The following is a 20,075-nucleotide window of genomic DNA, read 5'->3' as shown; positions in this document are numbered from 1 at the left end:
CACGGCCAGGCGCCGCTAGGGCGCGATCGCGTCGGCCTCGGCATCGGTGGTCTCGGCTCGCTTCTCGCGTTTCTCCCAGCGGCGCAACGCTTCCCGGCACGGTGATTCGACCAGGGCGTAGCTCACGGCCGCGATCGCGAACCCGAAGACCAGCGTCAGCGCGAGCACTGTGGGCATGTGCCCGTTGAAGGCGAAGGCGCCGATCACCGGGAACACCATGTCCAGCGCGGCCAGGTGCCAGATGAACAGGCCGTAGGACCAGCGGCCGAGGGTCACCATCAGCGGGCTGCCCAGCAGCCGGTGGCGGGTGTCGAGCCGATCCAGCACCAGCGGTGCCACCAACGCGAACGCCACCACCGAGCCCATCGCGGTTTTCACCGAGAACTCCGCGGGCGTACTGGGCACCAGCCCGGCCGGGCCGGCCAGCGGCGAGGCGGCCACCAGATAGGCCGTTACCGCGATGACCGCCATCACGATCCTGCGCCGCGCCAGCCGGTGCACCCAGCCGAACCGGCCGTGCACCAACTCGGCAAGCACCATCCCGGCGGCGAACCAGGAGAAGAACGCCGGCGGCCAGTTCACCGGGTTGGCGCCCGGTCCGCCGCCCAGCACCGCCAGCGGCAGCCACCCCCACGCCCAGCTGAGCGCGCCGATGGCGGCGATGACGCCGATGCGCGCGCGGACCGGCAACCGACGAGCCAGGAAGGCCATGATCGGCAGGGCCAGGTAGAAACTGACCTCGACGGACAGGCTCCACATTTGGGTCAGTCCGCCGGTCAGCGTCAACGGGACGTAGATCTGGGTGAGGGTCAGATTAGCCAGCCACACGGTCAGGTTGGCGTGGTTGGAGTCGGGCAGCAGGGTCAGGATCACCACCACCGCGACCAGGTAGGCCGGCATGATGCGGACCACCCGCGAGCGTAGGTAGTGACCGGTGCGCGGCCGCGGCGCGAGATCGCGGGCCGCCGCAGCGTGGCCGCGCCAGAGCAGGAACCCCGACAGCGCGAAGAACACCGCGACGGCGAGGTCGAAGCGGCCGAACAACCGGCCGTCCACACCGCTGGAGTGGCCGGTCTGGAAGGCGACGTGGGTGACGACCACGCCCATGGCCGCGCACGCGCGCATACCCTCGACCGCGGGCAGGAAGTTGCGGGTGCCACCCACCTGCCGCTCGTCGCTCATGGGTGACAGTTTGCCCGTGCTCGTTGGGTGGTCGTACGGGTACACCGCACTACTCGGCGCGCACAGGCGGGTCCTTACATTCTGCTGTTAGGGTCAAACGGGTTTGCCTCGCTGCTTGGTCAGGTCATAGCGGGTCATCCGTTCTTGGAGACCAGAAGGAGGTCACAGCAACGTGAACCGAGCAGTCATGTTGCGCATCGCCGCATGCGGGACAATCGGACTCGGAGCCGCACTGCTGATCGCCGCGCTGCTGTTGTCGACCTATACCAGCAGCCGGATCACCAAGATCCCGCTGAACATCGATGCGACGCTGATCAGCGAGGGCAACGGCACCGCCTTGGACGCGGCGTCGCTGTCCGGTGACCACGTGGTGGTCAACCAAAACGTGCCGCTGGTGTCGCAGCAGCAAATCAGCGTCGAAGCGCCGGCCAACGCCGAGGTGGTGACGCTTCAGGTCGGCAGCTCGGTCCGGCGCAGCGACAAGCAGAAAGACAGCGGGCTGCTGTTAGCCATCGTCGACACCGTCACCCTCAACCGCAAGACGGCAATGGCGGTCTCGGACGAGGCGCACCCCGGCGGATCGGTGCAGAAGCCGCGCGGAATCGGCGACGAGAACCCGCCCACCGCGATTCCGTTGCGCCACGAGGGCCTGGCCTACCGCTTCCCGTTCAACACCGAACGCAAGACGTACCCCTATTTCGACCCGATCGCGCAGAAGCCGTTCGACGCGAACTATGAGGGCGAAGAGGACGTCAACGGTCTGACCACCTACCGGTTCACCCAGACCGTGGGCGTCAACAGTGAGGGCAAGCTGGTAGCCCCGATCGCCTACCCATCGCTGTATGCCGGTGAAGAGGACCGCAAGATCACCACCAGCGCGGGAATGTGGGGGATCCCTGGCGACCCGGCCGAGCAGATCACCATGACCCGCTACTACACCGCCAAGCGAACCTTCTGGGTGGACCCGGTGTCCGGCACCATCGTCAAGGAAACCGATCAGGCCCACCACTACTACGCCCGCGACGCGCTCAAGCCCGAGGTGACGCTGGCCGACTACAAGCTCACCTCCACCCCCGAGACGGTCGAGTCGCAAGTGAACTCCGCGCGCGACGAGCGGGACCGGCTGGCGTTGTGGTCGCGGGTCCTGCCGATCACATTCACCGTCACCGGTTTGATCGCCCTGGTCGGTGGCGCCGTGCTGGCGTCGTTCAGCCTGCGGACCGAAAGCGCGCTGACCGACCCCAGCCTGGACCGTGACGACACCGACTTCCTGCGCCGCAGTGGGCTGGAGCCACCGGTGCCGGGCGCCGAAGCCGAGACCGAGAAACTACCCACCCAGCGTCCGGAGCTGGCGGAGGAACCGCCACCGCCCAGCGCCTCCGCCGACCCACCGTCCAGCGCCTCCGCGGAGCCGCCGCCGCGGGATCCGCCGACCGAGGCCGGCCCGACGGAGCCGGGTCCCACGCCGCCGGGTTCGCCGGGTCCGTCCAGCCCTGGCCCGACCGAACGGACGTAACTGGGTGTGGGCCAGGCTGGCCCGGCCGGGTTACGCGCTGGCGCTGGCGCTGCTCGTTCTCGCGCCGCTGCTGAGCCCCGGGTATCTGCTGCTGCGCGACGCGGTTTCGACGCCGCGGTCGTATCTGACCGATGCCGCGCTGGGTTTGTCTGCGGCGCCGCGCGCGACACCGCAGGATTTCGCGGTGGCGCTGGTGTCCCGGGTGGTCGACGGCGGGATCGTGGTCAAGACGCTGCTGGTGCTCGGGTTGTGGCTGGCCGGCTGGGGAGCGGGGCGCCTGGTCGCCGCGGTGCTGCCCGCGGCCGGGCCCGCCGGCGAGTTGGTGGCGATGACGCTGGCGATCTGGAATCCCTATGTCGCTGAGCGGCTGCTGCAGGGCCATTGGAGCTTGCTGGTCGGCTACGGGTGCCTGCCGTGGGTGGCGACGACGGTGCTCGGGCTGCGGTCCGGTGGGTCGGGCTTCTTCGCGCTGGCGTTCTGGGTCGCCGCGGCCGGGCTGACCCCGACGGGTTTGCTGCTCGCGGCGGCGGCGGGCCTGGTGTGCGTGGCCGCGCCGGGCCGGGGCCGGACGCGCTGGGTGTGTGCGGGTGCGGTGTCGGGCTTTGCGCTGCTGGGTGCGCTGCCCTGGTTGACGGCATCAGTGCTGGGCTCGTCGTTGACGGCGCACCAGCCCGCCAACGCGCTCGGGGTGAACGCGTTCGCGCCGCGCGCCGAACCCGGCCTGGGCACCCTCGGCAGCCTGGCCGGCCTGGGCGGCATCTGGAACGCCGAGGCCGTACCCGATTCGCGCGCAACGCTTTTCGCGGTCCTGTCGACTGTGACGCTGCTCGGCGTGGTGGCCGTCGGGCTGCCGGACGTGGCGCGCCGGCCCGCGGCCCGGCCGCTGCTGGTGCTGGCCGTGGTTGCGGTGGTGGGTCCGGCGCTGCTGGCCACCGGGGCGGGGTTGCAGCTGTTGCGGTCGGTGGTCGACGCGGTGCCGGGGTTCGGGGTGTTGCGCGACGGCCAGAAGTGGGTGGCGCTGGCCATGCCGGGATACGCACTGGCCGGCGCGGGGGCGGTCGTCGTGTTGCGGCGACGGCTTCGGCCTGCCGCGGCGGTGTGCTGCGCGGCGCTGATTCTGGTGTTGCCCGACCTGGCCTGGGGCGTCTGGGGGAAGGTGGAGGCGGTGCGCTATCCCCCGGGTTGGGCGGCGGTCGCGGCGGCGATCAACCGGGAGCCCGGCACGGTGGCGGTGTTGCCGGCCGGGAGCATGCGGCGCTTTGCCTGGGCGGGGCGGGCGCCGGTGCTCGACCCGCTGCCCCGCTGGGTCCGGGCGGAGGTGCTGACGTCCGGCGATCTGGTGATATCCGGGGTCACCGTCCCTGGCGAGGGGGCGCACGCCCGCGCCGTCCAGGAGCTATTGCTGTCCGGGCCGCAGCCCTCGGCGTTGGCCGCGGCCGGGGTGATGTGGCTGGTGGTGGAATCGGACAGCGCCGGCGACGTGGGCGCCGCAGCGCGTACCGTTCGAGGGCTGCCGCCGGTCTACCGCGACGGCGATCTGGCCTTGTACCGGATCGGCGGCGACACCGCCCGCGCTTCCTCGACGGATGTCGCGGTGACGATCATCGCGCACCTGGCGTGGCTGGGGTTGCTCCTGGTCAGCGGTGCTGGCGCGGCAATGCGCTCGGTGCGCGCCGGGCGCTAGCGCAACGCGTCGATGAGCTCGCCGACGGTGTGACCGGACTCCAGCGGGTGCCGCAACCTGCCGTCGGGGTTGAGCGTGTAGACGTTGCGGCGGCCGGCCTTGGACTTGATCAGGTATCCCTCGCCGGTGAGGTCGGACAGGATGGCCTGCACCGACCGCTCGGTGATGCCCACGCGCAGCGACAACTCGCGCGCGGTCAACGGCTCACTCAGGGATACGCACAGCAGGACGTGGCCATGATTCGTCAGGAATGTCCAGCCGCGTTCGGAGTCGGGCCGCTCGTCCTGATTCACCGCCTTGCCAGCCATCACACTTGTGATGTTACTACTGCTTCTTTCGCGTAAACGGTTTCGCAAATTCCCGTGCGTTTTGCGCCGCGCCGCTGCGCCGCTCTCTGGCCAAACTCATACGAAGATTTATTGATGAAGAATATTTCGCTATATAAACTTCGTATCAGCGCCCGGTCCAACGCTGAGAGGGATTGTCCTGATGAGTCTGAAGAACGACTCGGCTCGCCATCCGGCCCACGATGACGACCTTTCCTCCCGTCGCGCTGTCCTGCTCTACAGCGCCTCACTGGCTTTTGTGGCCGGCTTCGTCAACGCTGTCGCCCTGCTGATCCTCGCCGTCCCGGTCGGCAATCTCACTGGGATCACCACGCAGCTTGGCATGAACACCGCCAACCCTTGGTTGTACGAAGGTCACGTTCTCGCAGCGATTCTGCTCGGCTTCGGCGGCGGCGCGGCCGCGGCGGGAGTGATCATGGGCGGTTACCGACACCCGACACGCGCGCACCACGCCACCGTGCTGACCCTGGAGGCGGTGCTGCTGCTGGCCGCGGTGGTGGCGGCGGAGACACCGCTCAAGGGTTTGATCGGGGTCGAGCAATCCGTCGTCCAGGCCCTCCTGGCCGCCGCGGCGCTCGGTCTGCAGAACGGACTCACCTCGAGTTTCCGCGGGATGCCGATCCGCACCACCCACTTCACCGGAACGGTCACCGACCTCGGGCTGATGCTCGGCCGCAGCCGTCAGGACGGGATCGACAAGTGGAAGGCGGCGATCCTGACGACGACGCTGCTGCTTTTCCTGGGCGGCGCCACCGTTGGCTTGCTGGTCGGGTCGGGGCTGGGCGGCTACGCGCTGCTGGTGCCGGCGGCGATCTGCCTGAGCATCGCGGCCGCCTACGTGGTGCGCAGCCGCAATCTGAGCAGCGTCGAAGTGGCGTCCCCGGCGGAGCAATTGGCGCCGGAACTGGCCCCGGCGACGGCTTAGCTACTCGGCTTCACTCAGACCAGGCCGCTGACGCGCCCGCCCGCCTGCACCGTGCGCAGGACGGTGTGCAGCGCCTCCGCGCTCTGCCGCCAGGAGAACTCGACGCTGCGGGCCTGGGCCTTGGCACCGAGCTGATCGCGTAGCACCGGATCCGACAGCAACTCTTCCAGCCGGTCCACCAGTTCGCCGGGGTGGTCGACCAATACGCCGGTGACACCGTCGATGACCGAGTCGGACAGGCCGCCCGAGGAGCGGTAGCCGATGGTGGGGACGCTGTGCTGGCCGGCCTCGACCACGGCCAGGCCCCACCCCTCCTTGCGTGAGGGCAACAGGTGCACCCACGAGCGTTGCAGCAGTTGATGTTTGGTGGCGTCGTCGACATGGCCGTGGAAGGTCACAGCATCGGAAATGCCGAGCCGGTGTACGTGCTCGACGAGACGCTGGTGCCACCATCCGCCGCCGACGACGTCCAACTGCAGCTCTGGGAAGCCGGGGCGCAGTCGGGCGACCGCGTCCAGGGCGTCCTCGATCTGCTTGTGCGGGACCAACCGGGACAGCACCACCAGGCGCGGCTCGGCGGTCCGCGGGCCGGACAACGTCCGGGGCGGCGCCTCGTCGAGTCCGTTGCGCACCACAGCGATGCGTCCGTCGTCCACCCCCAGCGCCACCAGATCCCGCGCCGACGGCAGCGACACCGTCACGTACTGGTTGCGCCGGTGCAGCCGCGGCGAAAGTCTCGACTCGACGAACCAGCCCACCCGCGACAGCACCGGTCCGGCCACCGGCCACTGTTCCCGGTGACAGTGGTGCACCAGCACCACCGCGCGGCGGCCGTAGACCAGCCGGGCCAGGAACGGCAGACCGTTCTGGGTGTCGACGACGACGTCGGGCCGCACGTGGCGCAGCGGTCCCAGGCCGATGCGGGCGAGCGCCATCGAGAGCATTGCCCAGATGTAGACCGTGTAGCGCCCGCCGGCCCGGCTGATGCGCACACCGTCGACGACCTCACGCCTGGCGGCGCCCGGGTAGCGCGCCGTGCGCAGGGTGACGCCGACGCCGTCGGCGGCCAACTGGGCGCCGATGCGTTGCAGATAGGTCTCGCTGCCACCGCCCTGCGGGTGCCCGGTATCGCGCCAGCACAGCAGCAGTACGGATCGCAGGTCAGACATTGTTCGCTAGCCTAGCCGCCGCCGCGCTTGCGGCCGGTCGCAGCCGCACAATCGGCGCCCGTATGGTGACCGCGTGGGCGTGACCGGCATCTTCGCGCGGCGCGCGACGCTGCGACGCTCGTTGCGCCTGCTGTCGGAGTTCCGGTTCGAGCAAACCGACCCGGCGCGGTTCTACGGCGCCCTGGCCGTCGACACCGCGGGCATGGTCGAAGATCTCTGGCGGGCCGCAACCGGTGCCGACTTGAGCGGACGCACGCTGCTCGACGTCGGCGGCGGGCCCGGCTATTTCGCGGCCGCGTTCGACGCCGCCGGCGCACGCTACGTCGGCGTCGAACCCGACCCGTCCGAGAGCCACGCCGCCGAGCCGGTGGTGGCGCGGCACTCCGGCGCAGTCGTCCGGGCCTCGGGCATGGCGTTGCCGTTCGCCGACAACTCGGTGGACATCTGCCTGTCGTCCAACGTCGCCGAACACGTCCCGCGGCCCTGGCAACTGGGCAACGAGATGCTGCGGGTGACCCGGCCGGGCGGGCTGGTCGTGTTGTCCTACACCGTCTGGTTGGGACCGTTCGGTGGCCATGAGATGGGCCTGACGCATTACCTCGGCGGCGCCCGGGCGGCGGCGATGTACGCCCGCAGACACGGTCATCCGGCCAAGAACGACTACGGGTCGTCGTTATTCGCCGTCTCCGCCGCCGCGGGCCTGGACTGGGCCGCCAGCACCGGAGCCGCGGTGGCCACTTTCCCTCGCTACCACCCACGATGGGCCTGGTGGCTGACCTCGGTGCCGGTGCTGCGGGAGTTCGCCACGAGCAATCTGGTGCTGGTCCTGTCGCCGCAATAATGGAACAGGTTCTAATCTCGCGACGGCTTCGGTAGGGTGGCGCGTATCACTGCCGGCGGCGTCCGACGAGGACGCGGCGTGAAGCAACGAGGAGGAACGGCGGAATGACCCAGACCGTGAGCCAGGCGACCGAATACGACAAGCTCTTCATCGGCGGCAAGTGGACCCAGCCATCGACCGACCAGGTCATCGAGGTGCACTGCCCGGCGACCGGCGAGTACGTCGGCAAGGTCCCGCTGGCGGCGGCGGCCGACGTGGACGCGGCGGTTGCCGCGGCCCGCGCCGCATTCGACAGCGGCCCGTGGCCCACCACCCCGCCCAAGGAGCGCGCGGCCGTCATCGCCAAGGCGCTGCAATTGCTCGAGGAGCGCAAGGAGCTGTTCGCCAAGCTGCTCGCCGACGAGACCGGCCAGCCGCCGATGACCATCGAGACCATGCACTGGATGGGGACGATGGGGGCGCTGAACTTCTTCGCCGGACCGGCCGTCGACCAGGTCAAGTGGCGCGAGGTGCGCACTGGCTCCTATGGCCAGACGATCGTGCACCGCGAGCCGATCGGTGTGGTGGCCGCCATCGTGGCATGGAATGTGCCGCTGTTCCTGGCGGTCAACAAGCTGGGGCCGGCGTTGCTGGCGGGCTGCACCGTGGTGCTCAAGCCGGCCGGTGAAACCCCGTTGACCGCAAATGCATTGGCGGAGGTGTTCGCCGACGCCGGCCTGCCCGAAGGGGTTCTGTCGGTGGTGCCCGGCGGCATCGAGACCGGCCAGGCGCTGACCGCCAACACCGATGTCGACCTGTTCACCTTCACCGGCAGCTCGGCTGTCGGCAAGGAGATCGGCCGTCGCGCCGCCGACCTGCTCAAGCCGTGCACGCTGGAACTCGGCGGGAAGTCGGCGGCCATCGTGCTCGACGACGTCGACCTGGCCTCGGCGGTCCCGATGATGGTGTTCTCCGGGATCATGAACACCGGCCAGGCCTGCGTCGGCCAGACGCGGATCCTGGCGCCCCGGTCGCGTTATGACGAAATCGTGGATGCGGTAAGCGCTTTCGTGCAGGCACTGCCGGTCGGTCCGCCCTCGGACCCGAACGCCCAGATCGGTTCGCTGATCTCGGAGAAGCAGCGTGCCCGCGTCGAGGGCTACATCGCCAAGGGCATCGAGGAGGGCGCGCGGCTGGTGTGCGGTGGCGGCCGTCCCGAAGGATTGGACAACGGGTTCTTCGTGCAGCCCACGGTGTTCGCCGACGTCGACAACAAGATGACGATCGCCCAGGAGGAGATCTTCGGGCCGGTGCTGGCGATCATTCCCTACGACACCGTCGAGGACGCCATCAAGATCGCCAACGACTCGGTGTACGGGCTGGCCGGCAGCGTGTGGACCTCCGATGTGCCCAAGGGCATTGAGATCTCGGAGAAGATCCGCACCGGGACCTACGCGATCAACTGGTATGCGTTCGACCCGTGCTGTCCGTTCGGTGGGTACAAGAACTCCGGCATCGGGCGCGAGAACGGGCCCGAGGGCGTGGAGCACTTCACCCAGCAGAAGAGCGTGTTGATGCCGATGGGCTACACGGTCGAGTAGCGTCGCCGAGTTCTGGCGAGCAGACGCTAAAGCCCCCGCACGCCCGGCGTGTCGGGGGCTTTAGCGTCTGGTCGCGAGGGGTCAGCGCCCCTCGAAGCGGGCCGCACGGCGCTCGATGAACGACTGCACGCCCTCGGCGGCGTCCGCACTGGCGAACAGTTCCTTCACGACGGGAGCGAGCCGTTGCGCGGCGGCCGCCTGACCCTGCTCGCGGGCCAGATGCGCCGACGCGAGCGTCGCCCGCACACCCAGTGGGGCGGCGCGCTCGGCGATGACTTGCGCGATCTGCCGCGCACTGGCCAACGCCGCCTCGGCATCGTCGGCGACCTCCTGGACCAGGCCGATCCGGTATGCCTCGGCCGCGTCGAACTCGTCGCCGGTCAGCAGCCATCGCATCGCGTTGCCCCAGCCGGCTTCACGCGGCAGCCGGATCGTCGCACCGCCGAACGGATAGATGCCGCGCAGCACCTCCATCTGGGTGAAGCGGGTACCCGACGCGGCGATCCGGATGTCGGCGGCCAGCAGTAGTTCGATGCCCAAGGTCATGCACCAGCCGTGCGCGACCGCGACCAGGGGCGTGGTCCAGTTGCCTTCCAGGCGGAAGGGGTCGCGACCGTCTTCAGGCATCAAGTCTTGTCCACCGGCGACGGCCGGCCCGACATCGACCAGGTCCAGTCCGGCGGTGAAGTGGTCACCATGGGCGAACAGCACGCCGGCGCGCAGTTCGGGGTCGGATTCCAGCAGGGCGTAGGCGCGGGACAAATCCGCGATCATCGCGCGGTTGAAAGAGTTGCGCTTTTCGGGGCGATTCAAACCGATGAGCAGGACGTGCCCGTCCCGCTCGACGGAGACGGTGCTTGTCATTGCCACAGTGAACCGCAGAACGCAAAATTATGCAATAGAGCATAATCCGCGGCAGGTCGCTTCAGGCTTCAAACCAACTACACGCCGTGGTGTTCATCACGTTCACCGGCGCTTTTTTCTCAGCCAAAGATTAAAACTTGCTTACTTACACTAATGTTTAATATGCTAACTGGCATAGTCATGGGCTGGAGGCCACCGGCACGTGAGAGCACCACCCCCCGTGGGAGAAAAACATGTGGATCATCGAGATCAACGTCGCCGGCTATCGATATACCCGCGAACTGCCCACCTACCGTCGCCGCCTCCGGTTCCACCGACGCCAGGTGGTCACCCCGTCCCCGCAGCCGGGCCACGTGCCCGCTGCCTGATCACCTCAGGAGACCGACCATGCGAACGTCCACGGATCTCGTGCGGGACCCGTTCGTGACGACCGGTCGTGTCAATACCCGTAAGAAAATGCTCGTCAGCGCAGCGCAGGTCATGCGTGAGCGCGGAGCGGCCGGCGTCACCATCGACGCGGTCCTGTCCCACAGCGGCGCCCCGCGCGGCTCGGTGTACTACCACTTCCCCGAGGGACGCAATCAGATCCTCACCGAGGCGCTGCGGTACGCCGGCGAATCCATCACCGCCACCATCGACGACGCGGTGGACCGCGGCGCCAAGGCGCTGATCCGCGAGTTCGTCGAGTTCTGGGAGCGCCTGCTGTCCGACGGCGGATTCAACGCCGGGTGTCCCGTTGTGGCCGCCGCGATCGGCTCGGCCGACGACGAACTCGGGTTGTCCGCCGAAGCCGGGTTGATCCTGGGGCGCTGGTGCACCGCAATGGCCCGCGCGTTCGTCACGGAGGGCTTCGATGAGGAAACGGCCTCGTCGCTTGCGGTGACATCGATCTCCGCGCTGGAAGGCGCCATCGTGCTGTGCCGGTCCACGCACAGCACCCGCCCGCTGCGCGAGGTCGGCGACCAACTCGAATTCTTGATCAAGGCAAGGGAATTCGTACGGCGCAACGGGATGGACCGCTAGCGCCGGTGGTGCGGCCGGCTTCAGTCGCTGGCCGGCAGCGGCTTCACTTCCTTCAGGGTCAGCTTGGTCTGGCCGACGCTCAGGCTACCCGCGCCGGGCTTGGTGACGAGCAGTTCGGCCCCGGCCTCGTCGACGTAGCGCTTGCCCATCACGCTGCCGTCGGCGAATTCGGGGTCGAGTTCACCGGACCGCGGTGCACCCATCTCCACCATCGGCGCACCGCCGCAACGCAAGTCCTCAAGGCTGTCGGCGCTTCTGACGACGATGACCTGGGTGTCACAGACCTGGCTGGCCAGGCGGGTTCCGTTCTTGATCATGTTTGTGCCCCTGCTAGGTTTTCGATGATCTCCCGGCGAAGTACCTTGCCGGTGGCGGTGGTTGGCAGCTCGTCGCGAAACACTACTCGGTCCGGCGTGCGCGACCCCCGCAAACTCGCCCGCACGTACTCTCGCAACTCTTCCGGATCGGGGTCGACGCCGCTGCGGGGGACGACGACGGCGACGATCGCCTGGCCCCACTGCGGATCCTCGACCCCGACCACCGCGACGTCACGCACGTGCGGATGCTCGATCAGCACCTCCTCCAGTTCGGCGGGCGCGATGTTCTCCCCGCCGCGAATGATGGTGTCGTCGCTGCGGCCGCCGATGAACAGGTATCCGTCCTCGTCCAGCATCGCGATGTCTTTGGTTGGGAACCAACCGTTTTCATCGAGCACAGAGCCGATCCCGGTGTATCGGCCGGAGACCTGCTCGCCGCGCACGAACAGTTCCCCGGTCTCCCCCGGCTCCAGCACGGTACCGTCCTCGGCGCGGATCTCCAGCTCGATGCCGGGCACCGGCCGTCCTACCGAAGCCAGCCGCCGGGCCGCGGCGGCGTCCGTGGCCGATTGCGCCGCGCGGTGGTCCTCGGGTGTCAGCACCGCGATCGTCGAGCTGGTTTCGGTGAGGCCGTAGGCGTTGACGAAGCCGACGTCCGGCAACAGCTCGAGGGCACGGCGCACCAGCGGCAGGCCCACTTTCGAGCCGCCGTAGGCGAGGTTGCGCAGCGCCGCCGGCCGGTGCTCGCCCGACTCCAACACGGCGACGATGCGGTCCAGCATGGTCGGCACCACGGTCGCCGTCGTCACCCGCTCCTCATTGGCCAGCCGTACCCATTCCTGGGCGTCAAAATTGGTCAGGTAGACCATTTTTCGGCCCGCGTAGAGGTTGGACAACGCCGCACCGACGCCGGCGATGTGGTAGGGCGGCACGCAGATCAGGGCCGCGTCCTCCGGCGCTGCCGAGTCGAATTCGACTGTCCCCATGACATAGCTGGTGAGGTTGTTGTGCGTGAGCTCGACAGCCTTGGGCTGCGAGGTGGTGCCCGAGGTGAAGAGCACGATCGCGACGGAGTCCGGGTCGGGGAACTCGGCTGCGGGTTCGGCGGAGCGGGCGGCCTCGACGAAGTCGTCGGAGGTGACCATCCGCTTCGAGACGTCCCCGAGCGTGTCGCGGTAGCGTTCGTCGACGATCACCAACGGGTCGGGCAACCGGTCGATCAGGGCCTGGATGCCGTCGGCCGACAGCCGGTAGTTGATGGGCGTGAAAGCCAGCCCGGCGCGTGCGCTGGCGAAGATCAGCAGCGGCAGCATCGCGCCGCCGACCCCGACGTACACCACGTGCCCGGCACCGGAGGCGGCGATCACGCCGGCGCCGCCGTCGGCAAGGTCGCTGAGCTGCTGGGTGGTGAGCCGCAGGTCCCCGGAGACGACCGCGGTGCGGTCGGGGTTGCCCGACGCAGCCATCTCGAGAAGCAACGAAATGCTCATCCTTGGTCCTTCTGAGATCCCCGACCCTTTACAAATCTTGCCGATAGTGTAACTGATGGTCTGCTCGCGCCAATCAGGTGCCCGTCCAGCGCGGGGGGCGCTTCTCGGCGAACGCGATCGCGCCTTCCTTGGCGTCGTTGGACATGAAGATCGGCGCCAGGATCTCGATCTGCTTGGCGAACCGGTTTTCCAGTGTCCAGCCACGGGATTCGGTGATGATCCGCTTGGTGGCGGCCACCGCCAGCGGCCCGTTGGCGGTGATCTTCTCGGCCAGCGCGATCGCCGCGTCCAGCGCTCCGCCCGGCTCGGCCAGGATGTTGACCAGCCCCAACTCGTGCGCTCGCTCGGCGGAGATCTGGTCACCGGTCAGAGCCAGCTCCATGGCGATCGCATACGGAATGCGCTCGGGCAGCCGCAGCAGTCCGCCGCCGCCGGCCACCAGTCCGCGCTTGACCTCGGGTATCCCGAAGGCCGAATCCCGCGCCGCCACAATCAAATCCGTAGCGAGCGCCAGCTCGGTACCGCCGGCCAGCGCGTAGCCCTCGACCGCGGCGATCAGCGGCTTGGCGGGCGGGCGTTCGGTGAAGCCCATGCCGCGGCCCTCGACGACGACGTTCTCGCCGCGGGCGAACGCCTTGAGGTCCATGCCTGCGCAGAACGAGCCTCCGGCGCCGGTCAGGACCGCCACCGACAGGCCGGCGTCGCCGTCGAGCCGATCCATGGCATCGGCCAGGCCGCGGCTGACCGCGGCGTTCACCGCGTTCTTGGCCTTCGGGCGGTTGATGGTGATGATCAGGATCCGGTCGCGCTGCTCGACGAGGACCTCGGGTTCGTTGTTAGCTTCGTCGCTCACAGTGCAGATGGTAGCGGTCGGCCTGCGTGACGAATCGGCCGGTCATTGTAACGGCCGGTCAGGCCGGTGCCATGGCGTCCGCGACGACCGTCAGATCTTCGGAAATGCCCGCGGCCCTTCGTATCTGCAGGAAGTCGGCGACCATCGCCTCGGTCACCTCGTGCGGGTCTTTGACGGTGGCCCCGTCGCTGAGCACCGAGATGTTGAGCTGATCGACATAGCTCCAGACGGTGATGTTCAGGCCGCTGCCCGCGGTCAGCGGGCCCACCGAATAGATCTCGGTGACCAGGGCGCCGCCCACCCGGCCGCGTTCGCGCGGTCCCGGCACGTTCGAGATGTTCAGGTTCAACACCTTGTTCTGCCCGTCGCGGCTGGCCAGGTAACGGAACAGGGCCTCGGTCCCAGACGGCGGCCAGTACGCCGCCCAGCGGCTGATCAGCTCGGGTCCCAGCAGTTGATGGCTCTCCTTGGCCCAGACCGCGTTGTCGTGCGCGGCCTGCACCCGCTCCAGCGGGTCCTCGAGATCGGCCGGAATAGCCACCATCATCCCGCTGAAGTAGTTGCCCGAGATCCGCTCGGGGTCGAAGTTGAAACTCACCGGAACCGACGCCAGCAGCGGAACGGCTTTGCCGTCGTACCGCAACAACAGGGTGCGCAGCGCGCCGGAGGACATCGCCAGCACCATGTCGTTGATGGTGGCGCCCAGCTTCTTGCCCGTCGCCTTCACGTCGGCGAGCGCCAGCGTGGCGGTGGCGAACCGGCGCTCGGGGGTGAGCATGTGGTTCATGAAGGTCGGTGGCGGGGTGAACGGCATGGTCAGCTCGGGAGACAGCTTGCGCGAGCTGCGCCGCACCCGGCGCACGCCCTGCGCGGTGTAGCGGAGCGTCGCCGGGATCCGCCCGATGTGGCGCATGTGGTCCACGAATGCCGCGCTGACCAGCTCACGCTTGGTGGGCGCGGGGTCGCTGTGGTACGAGCGGCTCTGCGGGATCGGCATCAAATCCATGCCGTGCGCCATCAGGTTCGCCGACGCCACGCCGTCGGCGAGCGCGTGGTGGATCTTGAGGACGACCGCGATCCGGTCATTGGCCAGGCCCTCGACGAAGTACATCTCCCACAGCGGGTGCGCCCGGTCCAGCGGGGTGCTGGCGATCTTGCCGATCGCCTCGTCGAGTTCGCGACGCCCGCCCGGCGGGTCCAGCTGCCAGGGCCGGATGTGGTACTCGAAATCGACCTCACAGTTCTCCCGCCACATCGGGTGGTGGAACTTGAATGGGACGTCGATCAGCTGGTAGCCGAGCGGGACGAGCTTGTCCATCCGGCCGGCGATCACCTGCCGGAAGGCGTCGATGGTGAAGCCGCGACGCTCCGGATCGAGCTCGATGATGGCCACTTTGATGGTGTGCATGTGCACGTTCGGCGTTTCGCTGTACAACAGCACCGCGTCCCAGCCGCTGAGCCGCTTCACCGCAGTCCCCTACCCATACGCGCGACCTTACAATCGGCCGACCGTCAGATGACCTCTTTGGCGAACTGATTTCGGGTGCGATGCACCTGGTTGAGGAACAGGCCCGTGGCGTGGGCCATCGCACCCGCGCGGGGGCCGTCGAGCATGTCGAACCCGTGCCCGGCGCCCGGCAGCTCGACGTAATTGACCGCCGAGGTCGACACCGCGCGCAACCGGTCGACGAAACTGCGCGCCTGGGCCACCGGGATCACGCTGTCTTTGCTGCCGTGAATCACCAGGAACGGCGGCGCATTCCGGTGCACCTGGGCGATCGGCGATGCGTCCCGGAAGATCTCGGGGTGCCGGGCGATGGAGCGCTGGATGACGACCTTCTCCAGGAACTGGACGAAACGGACGCGTTCCGGGGTGGAGCGGTCCTCGAAGTCGTAGCGGCCGTAGATCCCGACGACCGCGTCGACCGAGCTGTCGGCGCCGTCGGGCAGCTTGGCCTGGAATTGCGGGGCGTTGGCGGTCAGACCGGCCAGGGCGGCCAGGTGCCCGCCGGCCGAACAACCCGCCACGGTGACGAAGTCGCGGTCGCCACCGAATTTGTCGACGTTGGCCCGCGCCCACGCGATGGCGGTCTTGACGTCGGTGATGTGCCGTGGCCAGCGGTTGTGCGGCGAGACCCGGTAGTCGATCGCCAGGCATACCCAACCCTGTTCGGCCAGCCGCGACATCAGCGCCGAGCCCTGCATCTTGCGGCTGCCGTGCACCCAGGCGCCGCCCGGCACGAAGACCATTACCGGCGCCGGTTCGGCGGGCAGGTCCGGGCGACGCCACACGTCCAGGGTCTGGACAGGGTGGTCGCCGTAGTGGACGTTGCGGCGGTAGAGGTACTTCTGCTGGCGCAGCGCTTCCCAGAACGGCGGCGTGCGTTCGGCGGCGGGCCACTGCTCGTCGAGCTCGGCGGCCGAGACCATGCCGCGCAGAGCTGCGATGGACACGTCGTTGGTGCTCTCGCGGTCGCGTCGGCGCATCTCGCCGTTGCCGGGGGTGAACCAGCTCTTTGCCGACGCGGACATCAGTTCCGGTGCGAACCGCATGCCCCAGACGCTCATCGCGGCGACGGTGCCCAGCGGCTCGAGGCTTTTGCCCACCACTGGCAGCGACGCTCCCGCCTTGCTCATTGCGAGCAGGTAATCAGAGGGACGGGCGCGAAGCAGTCGCTTGACGCAGGAATGGGACTGTCCAGTCGCCGACATGGAGGGGAGCGTACCCCTACCGGCAGGTAATAACACCCTTAATCTTGCGGTTCCGCGCGGGTTTCGGTGAGAGCTACGCCGGACTGTTTGCGGTCTACTGGTTCGACGCTGGCTGCCGAGCATTCGCCGGTTAGCAGTGCGGGCCGACGACGCGCCCGGAACACGCGGGCGACGTACACGATCGCGCTGGCGGCGAACATGGCCGCGACCAATATCAGCCAGCGCCCCAGAAACATTTGCTGGGTTTGGCCGGTCGCCGCCCGGTACGTCGCCGCGCCCTGCTCGATGATGCCCGGCAGGAAGACCAACAGGGTCAGCCCCGCTCCCAGCGCCGGGATCCGTAGGTAGTTGTGTGCCGGTATTTTTGCGGGCCGCCGCGGCACGCTTCGGCCGATTACGGCGTCGGCCAGCGCATAGATCGGGTAGAGCAGCAGGTCGTGGCCGATCACCGCCGCGGCGAACCACACGATGATGGACTGCCACCAGGTGTTCGGATTCCACAACGCGGCGGGCGTGATGGTCACCAGCACGTAACCCACCAGCGCGAACCCGGCCACCAGGGTCAACAGATGCAGCGGGTGTGAGCCGTAGTACTTAGTGAAAACCCTTGTCAAGCCTCGCATTTCAGCCTGCCCGGAAGTCGATGGATGCGACCCATTTGGTGTTGTGCACACCGGGCAGCGCCGGGACGATGATCCGGGCCGGATAGCCGTGGTCCGGCGTCAAATCGGCGTCGTTGACCCGCAGCGCCAGCAGCGCATCCGGATCGAGAACCTGATTGGCCTGCAGCTTGGCTTGCCCGAAGGCGCCGCCCCGCTCCAGCGACCGCACGTGCGCCGACGCCGGGGACGGCACCCCGGCCAGCCGGGCCAGGTCGGTTAGCCGTACCCCGCTCCACGTCTGTACCGTCGACCAGCCTTCCACGCACGCGATCGGCAGCCGCGCGGTGTGCTGCGGTAGGGCGGCCAGCGCGGCGCGGTCCAGCACCACCGGCGCGGGGCCGCCAAGCAACGTCAAACGCCAGCTAGAACCCACCCCCTCGGGCGTGATGCCGGCGACGGCAGCCGTCCGGTTGACCGGAAAGTCGTTGTTGCCCGGCCCTGGCCGGCCCCGCGGTAGCAGCAGGGCCAGGCTGCGCGCCGGGCCGCCGAGGGTCTGCCCGGCCGTCAGCACGGCGAGCAATAGCACGCCGGAACCAACCAGGCCCAGTGCGCCGCGCCGACTCACGGTCGGCGGCGCCGGGTCGACGGACACCAGTCCGCTGTCATCGGGCGGCTCGGTCTCGGTTTCGGATACGTTGGTGCGCAACACTTTCCGCATCGACATCGCTCGCAGTCCGGTGACCATGCGGGGGATTTTCAGGCTGATGTGCGTCAGAAAGCCGGCGATGAAGACCCAGGCACCGAAGTAATGCGCGTCGTAGAAGCTGAACCCGAAGATGTAGTCGTACTGGATGTTGAGCACGCCGGTGACGATCTCGAAGAGCACCCCACCGACGAGCATCAGCAGCGAAACCCGTTCCAGCAGTTGGGCGATCGAGCGCACCGGCGGCCACTCGAACAATTTCGGGATCACCGACCACAGCTTGGCCAGCACCACCGGGATGATCACCAGCCCCAGCCCCACATGCAGCCCCTGCGTCAGCCGATACAACCAGGACGGCGAGGTGGGCCAGGTGAACAGCGGCAGCCGCAGCCACCCGACGGCGGCCGGTATGGCCTGACCGAGTTGCGGTGCGTAGGCGATGTAGGACAGCAGGCCGGTGATGATGACGATGGGCAGGCTGACCAGCAACATCAGGCCGAATACCGATGTCAGCCACGGGCCGCGCAGTGGGCTGGTGAACCGGACGAGCGGCGCCGGGATTCTCATCTTCACCTTCCTCAGCTGACAGCCTCAGCTGACAGCCAGCGTCACCACAACTCGGTCACCGATCCACCGGACTCCGGTGGGTGTGAGACCGGCCTGTGCGGCAAGCGTCGCGGCGCTGTCGACGCCGACCGCGGCCCAGCGGAACCACGGCCCCACCTCACCACCGGACTCGAGCCGGACCCGACGGCCCTGGACGCCGATGGCCCGGGCGTCGAATTCGACGACGCATCGTCCGCCGCGGCGCAAGAGTTCGGCGGCCCGGAGCAGGATACGCAGCGGATCGCCGCCGAGCCCGACGTTGCCGTCGACCAGCAACACCGTCTGCCAATGACCGGTCCCGGGCAGCGGTTCGAACACGTCAGCCCACAGGGCCGGAGCACCGCCGCGGCCGGCGAGCCGAATCGCCGCCGCGGAGCGGTCCACGCCCAACGCGGGTATTCCTCTGCGCACCAGCCGGGCCACCAATCGTGCTGGACCGCAACCCAATTCGATGGTCGGACCGCTGCACAGCCGCGCCACCGCCTCGTCGAATGCGTGGTCCGTCTCGTGTGCGGCGCCAGCCTCGCGTCGGCCCAACCACCGCTCGGCAGGCAGCGGCCACAACTCGCCGTCGTCATGCCTGATCCAACATCTTTCGCCGCCCAGTGCGCGTTCGTACAGATGTCCCAGCATTCCACGCCCTTCGTGCTCGAGCACACCGGCGACTACTCGGCGTGCTAGGCCCAACCCAACACCTACAGCTGAAGATTCGGAGCCGAGGCAGGAACGGATTGATCTCCGTAGATACTGATGCGATGGCCGCCACTGCGAACGACGAAGTCCATCCCGACCTGCGCCGGCTGGCGCGCATCGCACCGCGCCGACTGGTGGGCCCGCGGACACTGCGGCTGATGCGGGCGTTGATGCCGCTGAACAACGGCCGCACGCCGCCTGGGGTGGAGGTACTGACCCTCGGCTCGGGCGTGGGCGTGCGCCTCTACCGCCCCACCGGGGTCGCCGAACCGGCTCCGGCCCTGCTGTGGATTCACGGCGGCGGCTACGTGATAGGCAGCGCGAAGCAGGACGACCAGCTGTGTCTGCGGTACTGCCGCGCGCTGGGCATCACCGTCGCATCGGTGGACTACCGGCTGGCGCCCGAGCACCCGTATCCCGCGCCGCTGGAAGACTGCTATTCGGCGCTGGCCTGGCTGGCCGGACTGCCCGCGGTCGACCCCGCGCGGATCGTCATCGGCGGCGCGAGTGCCGGGGGCGGCCTCGCCGCGGCGCTGGCGCTGCTGGCCCGGGACCGGGGCGACATCGCACCGTTCTTCCAGCTGCTGGTGTACCCGATGCTCGACGACCGCAGCGCCTCGGCGCCGGCCGATGCCCGTCACCGGTTGTGGGACCCGCGGGCCAACCAATTCGGCTGGACGGCGTATCTCGGTGATGCGGATCCGTCGACCGCGGTGCCGGGGCGGCGCGAGGATCTCAGCGGCCTGGCGCCGGCCTGGATCGGGGTCGGTACCCACGACCTGTTCCACGACGAGGATCTCGCCTACGCCGACCGGCTACGCGCAGCCGGGGTCCCGTGCGAGGTGCAAACGGTGCCCGGCGCGTTCCACGGCTTCGACCTGGTGCTGCCGAAAGTGCCTGTTTCACAACAGTTTTTCCGCCAGCAGTGCGACGTCCTGCGGACGGCGCTGGCGGGCTGACAGTCATAT

General features: G+C 68.5%; 19 protein-coding genes and 1 pseudogene. 8 read left to right on the top strand and 12 right to left on the bottom strand.

Going from position 1 to position 20,075, the window contains the following annotated elements:
* Positions 1-15: 15 nt before the first annotated feature.
* Positions 16-1,228 (bottom strand): annotated as a pseudogene (locus A5645_RS06310) (acyltransferase family protein); the annotation flags it as partial.
* Positions 1,229-1,354: 126 nt separating this feature from the next.
* Here A5645_RS06310 and pgfA point away from each other — a divergent pair.
* A complete protein-coding gene (gene pgfA / locus A5645_RS06305) occupies positions 1,355-2,698 on the top strand; it encodes a cell envelope lipid trafficking protein PgfA (protein WP_172830475.1) in 1,344 nt (447 codons plus the stop codon).
* A gap of 4 nt (positions 2,699-2,702) precedes the next feature.
* Positions 2,703-4,382, top strand: a complete 1,680-nt coding sequence (locus tag A5645_RS06300) for an MmpA family trehalose lipid delivery protein (RefSeq protein ID WP_436405471.1) — start codon at positions 2,703-2,705, stop codon at positions 4,380-4,382.
* Here the strand turns inward: A5645_RS06300 and A5645_RS06295 are convergent.
* Entirely contained in the window at positions 4,379-4,690 is a 312-nt protein-coding gene (locus tag A5645_RS06295) for a helix-turn-helix transcriptional regulator (protein ID WP_065036253.1), read from the bottom strand. The two genes, A5645_RS06300 and A5645_RS06295, sit on opposite strands and share 4 nt — an antisense overlap.
* Before the next feature lie 181 nt (positions 4,691-4,871).
* On the opposite strand from A5645_RS06295, the gene A5645_RS06290 reads away from it, so the two are divergent.
* Positions 4,872-5,654 (top strand): YoaK family protein, encoded by a 783-nt coding sequence (locus A5645_RS06290; RefSeq protein ID WP_065128925.1) that lies wholly within the window; start codon positions 4,872-4,874, stop codon positions 5,652-5,654.
* A 14-nt stretch (positions 5,655-5,668) separates the two neighbouring features.
* On the opposite strand, the gene A5645_RS06285 is transcribed toward A5645_RS06290, so the two are convergent.
* Complete coding sequence (locus tag A5645_RS06285; protein WP_065128924.1) at positions 5,669-6,823, bottom strand: glycosyltransferase family 4 protein; 1,155 nt, start codon at positions 6,821-6,823, stop codon at positions 5,669-5,671.
* 73 nt (positions 6,824-6,896) lie between these two features.
* Between A5645_RS06285 and A5645_RS06280 the strand changes: the two genes are divergently transcribed.
* Together A5645_RS06280 and A5645_RS06275 are read left to right on the top strand one after the other, a co-directional pair.
* Positions 6,897-7,664 carry a class I SAM-dependent methyltransferase gene (locus A5645_RS06280; protein ID WP_065128923.1) on the top strand — a complete coding sequence of 256 codons (768 nt, stop codon included), beginning with the start codon at positions 6,897-6,899 and terminating at the stop codon, positions 7,662-7,664.
* Positions 7,665-7,768: 104 nt separating this feature from the next.
* Positions 7,769-9,244 carry an aldehyde dehydrogenase gene (locus A5645_RS06275; RefSeq protein WP_065128922.1) on the top strand — a complete coding sequence of 492 codons (1,476 nt, stop codon included), beginning with the start codon at positions 7,769-7,771 and terminating at the stop codon, positions 9,242-9,244.
* Positions 9,245-9,325: 81 nt separating this feature from the next.
* Here the strand turns inward: A5645_RS06275 and A5645_RS06270 are convergent, their stop codons facing one another.
* Entirely contained in the window at positions 9,326-10,108 is a 783-nt protein-coding gene (locus A5645_RS06270; protein ID WP_065128921.1) for a crotonase/enoyl-CoA hydratase family protein, read from the bottom strand.
* 233 nt (positions 10,109-10,341) lie between these two features.
* Here A5645_RS06270 and A5645_RS29040 point away from each other — a divergent pair, with 233 nt between their 5' ends.
* Together A5645_RS29040 and A5645_RS06265 are read left to right on the top strand one after the other, a co-directional pair.
* Positions 10,342-10,476, top strand: coding sequence for a hypothetical protein (locus tag A5645_RS29040; protein ID WP_269199548.1), 135 nt, complete (start codon positions 10,342-10,344; stop codon positions 10,474-10,476).
* A 19-nt stretch (positions 10,477-10,495) separates the two neighbouring features.
* Positions 10,496-11,131: a TetR/AcrR family transcriptional regulator gene (locus tag A5645_RS06265; protein WP_253866859.1), complete on the top strand. Its 636-nt coding sequence runs from the start codon at positions 10,496-10,498 to the stop codon at positions 11,129-11,131.
* A gap of 20 nt (positions 11,132-11,151) precedes the next feature.
* Here the strand turns inward: A5645_RS06265 and A5645_RS06260 are convergent, their stop codons facing one another.
* From A5645_RS06260 to A5645_RS06225, 8 genes are all read right to left on the bottom strand, one after another.
* A complete protein-coding gene (locus A5645_RS06260) occupies positions 11,152-11,448 on the bottom strand; it encodes a hypothetical protein (protein WP_065036212.1) in 297 nt (98 codons plus the stop codon).
* Positions 11,445-12,938 carry a class I adenylate-forming enzyme family protein gene (locus tag A5645_RS06255; RefSeq protein WP_065128920.1) on the bottom strand — a complete coding sequence of 498 codons (1,494 nt, stop codon included), beginning with the start codon at positions 12,936-12,938 and terminating at the stop codon, positions 11,445-11,447. Before A5645_RS06255 ends, A5645_RS06260 begins: the two co-directional genes overlap by 4 nt.
* A 73-nt stretch (positions 12,939-13,011) precedes the next feature.
* On the bottom strand, positions 13,012-13,791 hold the full coding sequence (locus A5645_RS06250; protein WP_065121182.1) for a crotonase/enoyl-CoA hydratase family protein: 780 nt from the start codon (positions 13,789-13,791) through the stop codon (positions 13,012-13,014).
* 58 nt (positions 13,792-13,849) lie between these two features.
* Complete coding sequence (locus A5645_RS06245; RefSeq protein ID WP_065036215.1) at positions 13,850-15,259, bottom strand: WS/DGAT/MGAT family O-acyltransferase; 1,410 nt, start codon at positions 15,257-15,259, stop codon at positions 13,850-13,852.
* Positions 15,260-15,303: 44 nt separating this feature from the next.
* The gene (locus A5645_RS06240; RefSeq protein WP_065036216.1) at positions 15,304-16,503 is read right to left on the bottom strand and encodes an alpha/beta hydrolase; all 1,200 of its coding nucleotides are present in this window, start codon (positions 16,501-16,503) and stop codon (positions 15,304-15,306) included.
* 38 nt (positions 16,504-16,541) lie between these two features.
* Positions 16,542-17,126, bottom strand: a complete 585-nt coding sequence (locus tag A5645_RS06235; protein ID WP_065128919.1) for a hypothetical protein — start codon at positions 17,124-17,126, stop codon at positions 16,542-16,544.
* Position 17,127: 1 nt separating this feature from the next.
* A complete protein-coding gene (locus A5645_RS06230; protein WP_065128918.1) occupies positions 17,128-18,375 on the bottom strand; it encodes a molybdopterin-dependent oxidoreductase in 1,248 nt (415 codons plus the stop codon).
* Between the two features lie 24 nt (positions 18,376-18,399).
* Complete coding sequence (locus A5645_RS06225; RefSeq protein WP_065128917.1) at positions 18,400-19,047, bottom strand: class I SAM-dependent methyltransferase; 648 nt, start codon at positions 19,045-19,047, stop codon at positions 18,400-18,402.
* 122 nt (positions 19,048-19,169) lie between these two features.
* On the opposite strand from A5645_RS06225, the gene A5645_RS06220 reads away from it, so the two are divergent.
* Positions 19,170-20,066, top strand: coding sequence for an alpha/beta hydrolase (locus A5645_RS06220; RefSeq protein WP_065128916.1), 897 nt, complete (start codon positions 19,170-19,172; stop codon positions 20,064-20,066).
* Positions 20,067-20,075 lie beyond the last annotated feature (9 nt).

Source organism: Mycobacterium asiaticum (assembly GCF_001673635.1).
GTDB lineage: Bacteria > Actinomycetota > Actinomycetes > Mycobacteriales > Mycobacteriaceae > Mycobacterium > Mycobacterium asiaticum_C.
The sequence above is the reverse complement of the archived record's forward strand: the minus strand, read 5'-3'. Positions and strand labels throughout refer to the sequence as shown.

Excerpts from the sequence above, each read along its gene's own strand:
- A5645_RS06220 (WP_065128916.1), top strand. The coding sequence starts at position 19,170 with ATGGCCGCCACTGCGAACGACGAAGTCCATCCCGACCTGCGCCGGCTG.
- A5645_RS06270 (WP_065128921.1), bottom strand. The coding sequence starts at position 10,108 with ATGACAAGCACCGTCTCCGTCGAGCGGGACGGGCACGTCCTGCTCATC.
- A5645_RS06295 (WP_065036253.1), bottom strand. The coding sequence starts at position 4,690 with ATGGCTGGCAAGGCGGTGAATCAGGACGAGCGGCCCGACTCCGAACGC.
- A5645_RS06285 (WP_065128924.1), bottom strand. The coding sequence starts at position 6,823 with ATGTCTGACCTGCGATCCGTACTGCTGCTGTGCTGGCGCGATACCGGG.
- A5645_RS06290 (WP_065128925.1), top strand. The coding sequence starts at position 4,872 with ATGAGTCTGAAGAACGACTCGGCTCGCCATCCGGCCCACGATGACGAC.
- A5645_RS06235 (WP_065128919.1), bottom strand. The coding sequence starts at position 17,126 with ATGCGAGGCTTGACAAGGGTTTTCACTAAGTACTACGGCTCACACCCG.
- A5645_RS06255 (WP_065128920.1), bottom strand. The coding sequence starts at position 12,938 with ATGAGCATTTCGTTGCTTCTCGAGATGGCTGCGTCGGGCAACCCCGAC.
- A5645_RS06265 (WP_253866859.1), top strand. The coding sequence starts at position 10,496 with ATGCGAACGTCCACGGATCTCGTGCGGGACCCGTTCGTGACGACCGGT.
- A5645_RS06240 (WP_065036216.1), bottom strand. The coding sequence starts at position 16,503 with ATGTCGGCGACTGGACAGTCCCATTCCTGCGTCAAGCGACTGCTTCGC.
- A5645_RS06275 (WP_065128922.1), top strand. The coding sequence starts at position 7,769 with ATGACCCAGACCGTGAGCCAGGCGACCGAATACGACAAGCTCTTCATC.
- A5645_RS06225 (WP_065128917.1), bottom strand. The coding sequence starts at position 19,047 with ATGCTGGGACATCTGTACGAACGCGCACTGGGCGGCGAAAGATGTTGG.
- A5645_RS06230 (WP_065128918.1), bottom strand. The coding sequence starts at position 18,375 with ATGAGAATCCCGGCGCCGCTCGTCCGGTTCACCAGCCCACTGCGCGGC.
- A5645_RS06260 (WP_065036212.1), bottom strand. The coding sequence starts at position 11,448 with ATGATCAAGAACGGAACCCGCCTGGCCAGCCAGGTCTGTGACACCCAG.
- A5645_RS29040 (WP_269199548.1), top strand. The coding sequence starts at position 10,342 with ATGTGGATCATCGAGATCAACGTCGCCGGCTATCGATATACCCGCGAA.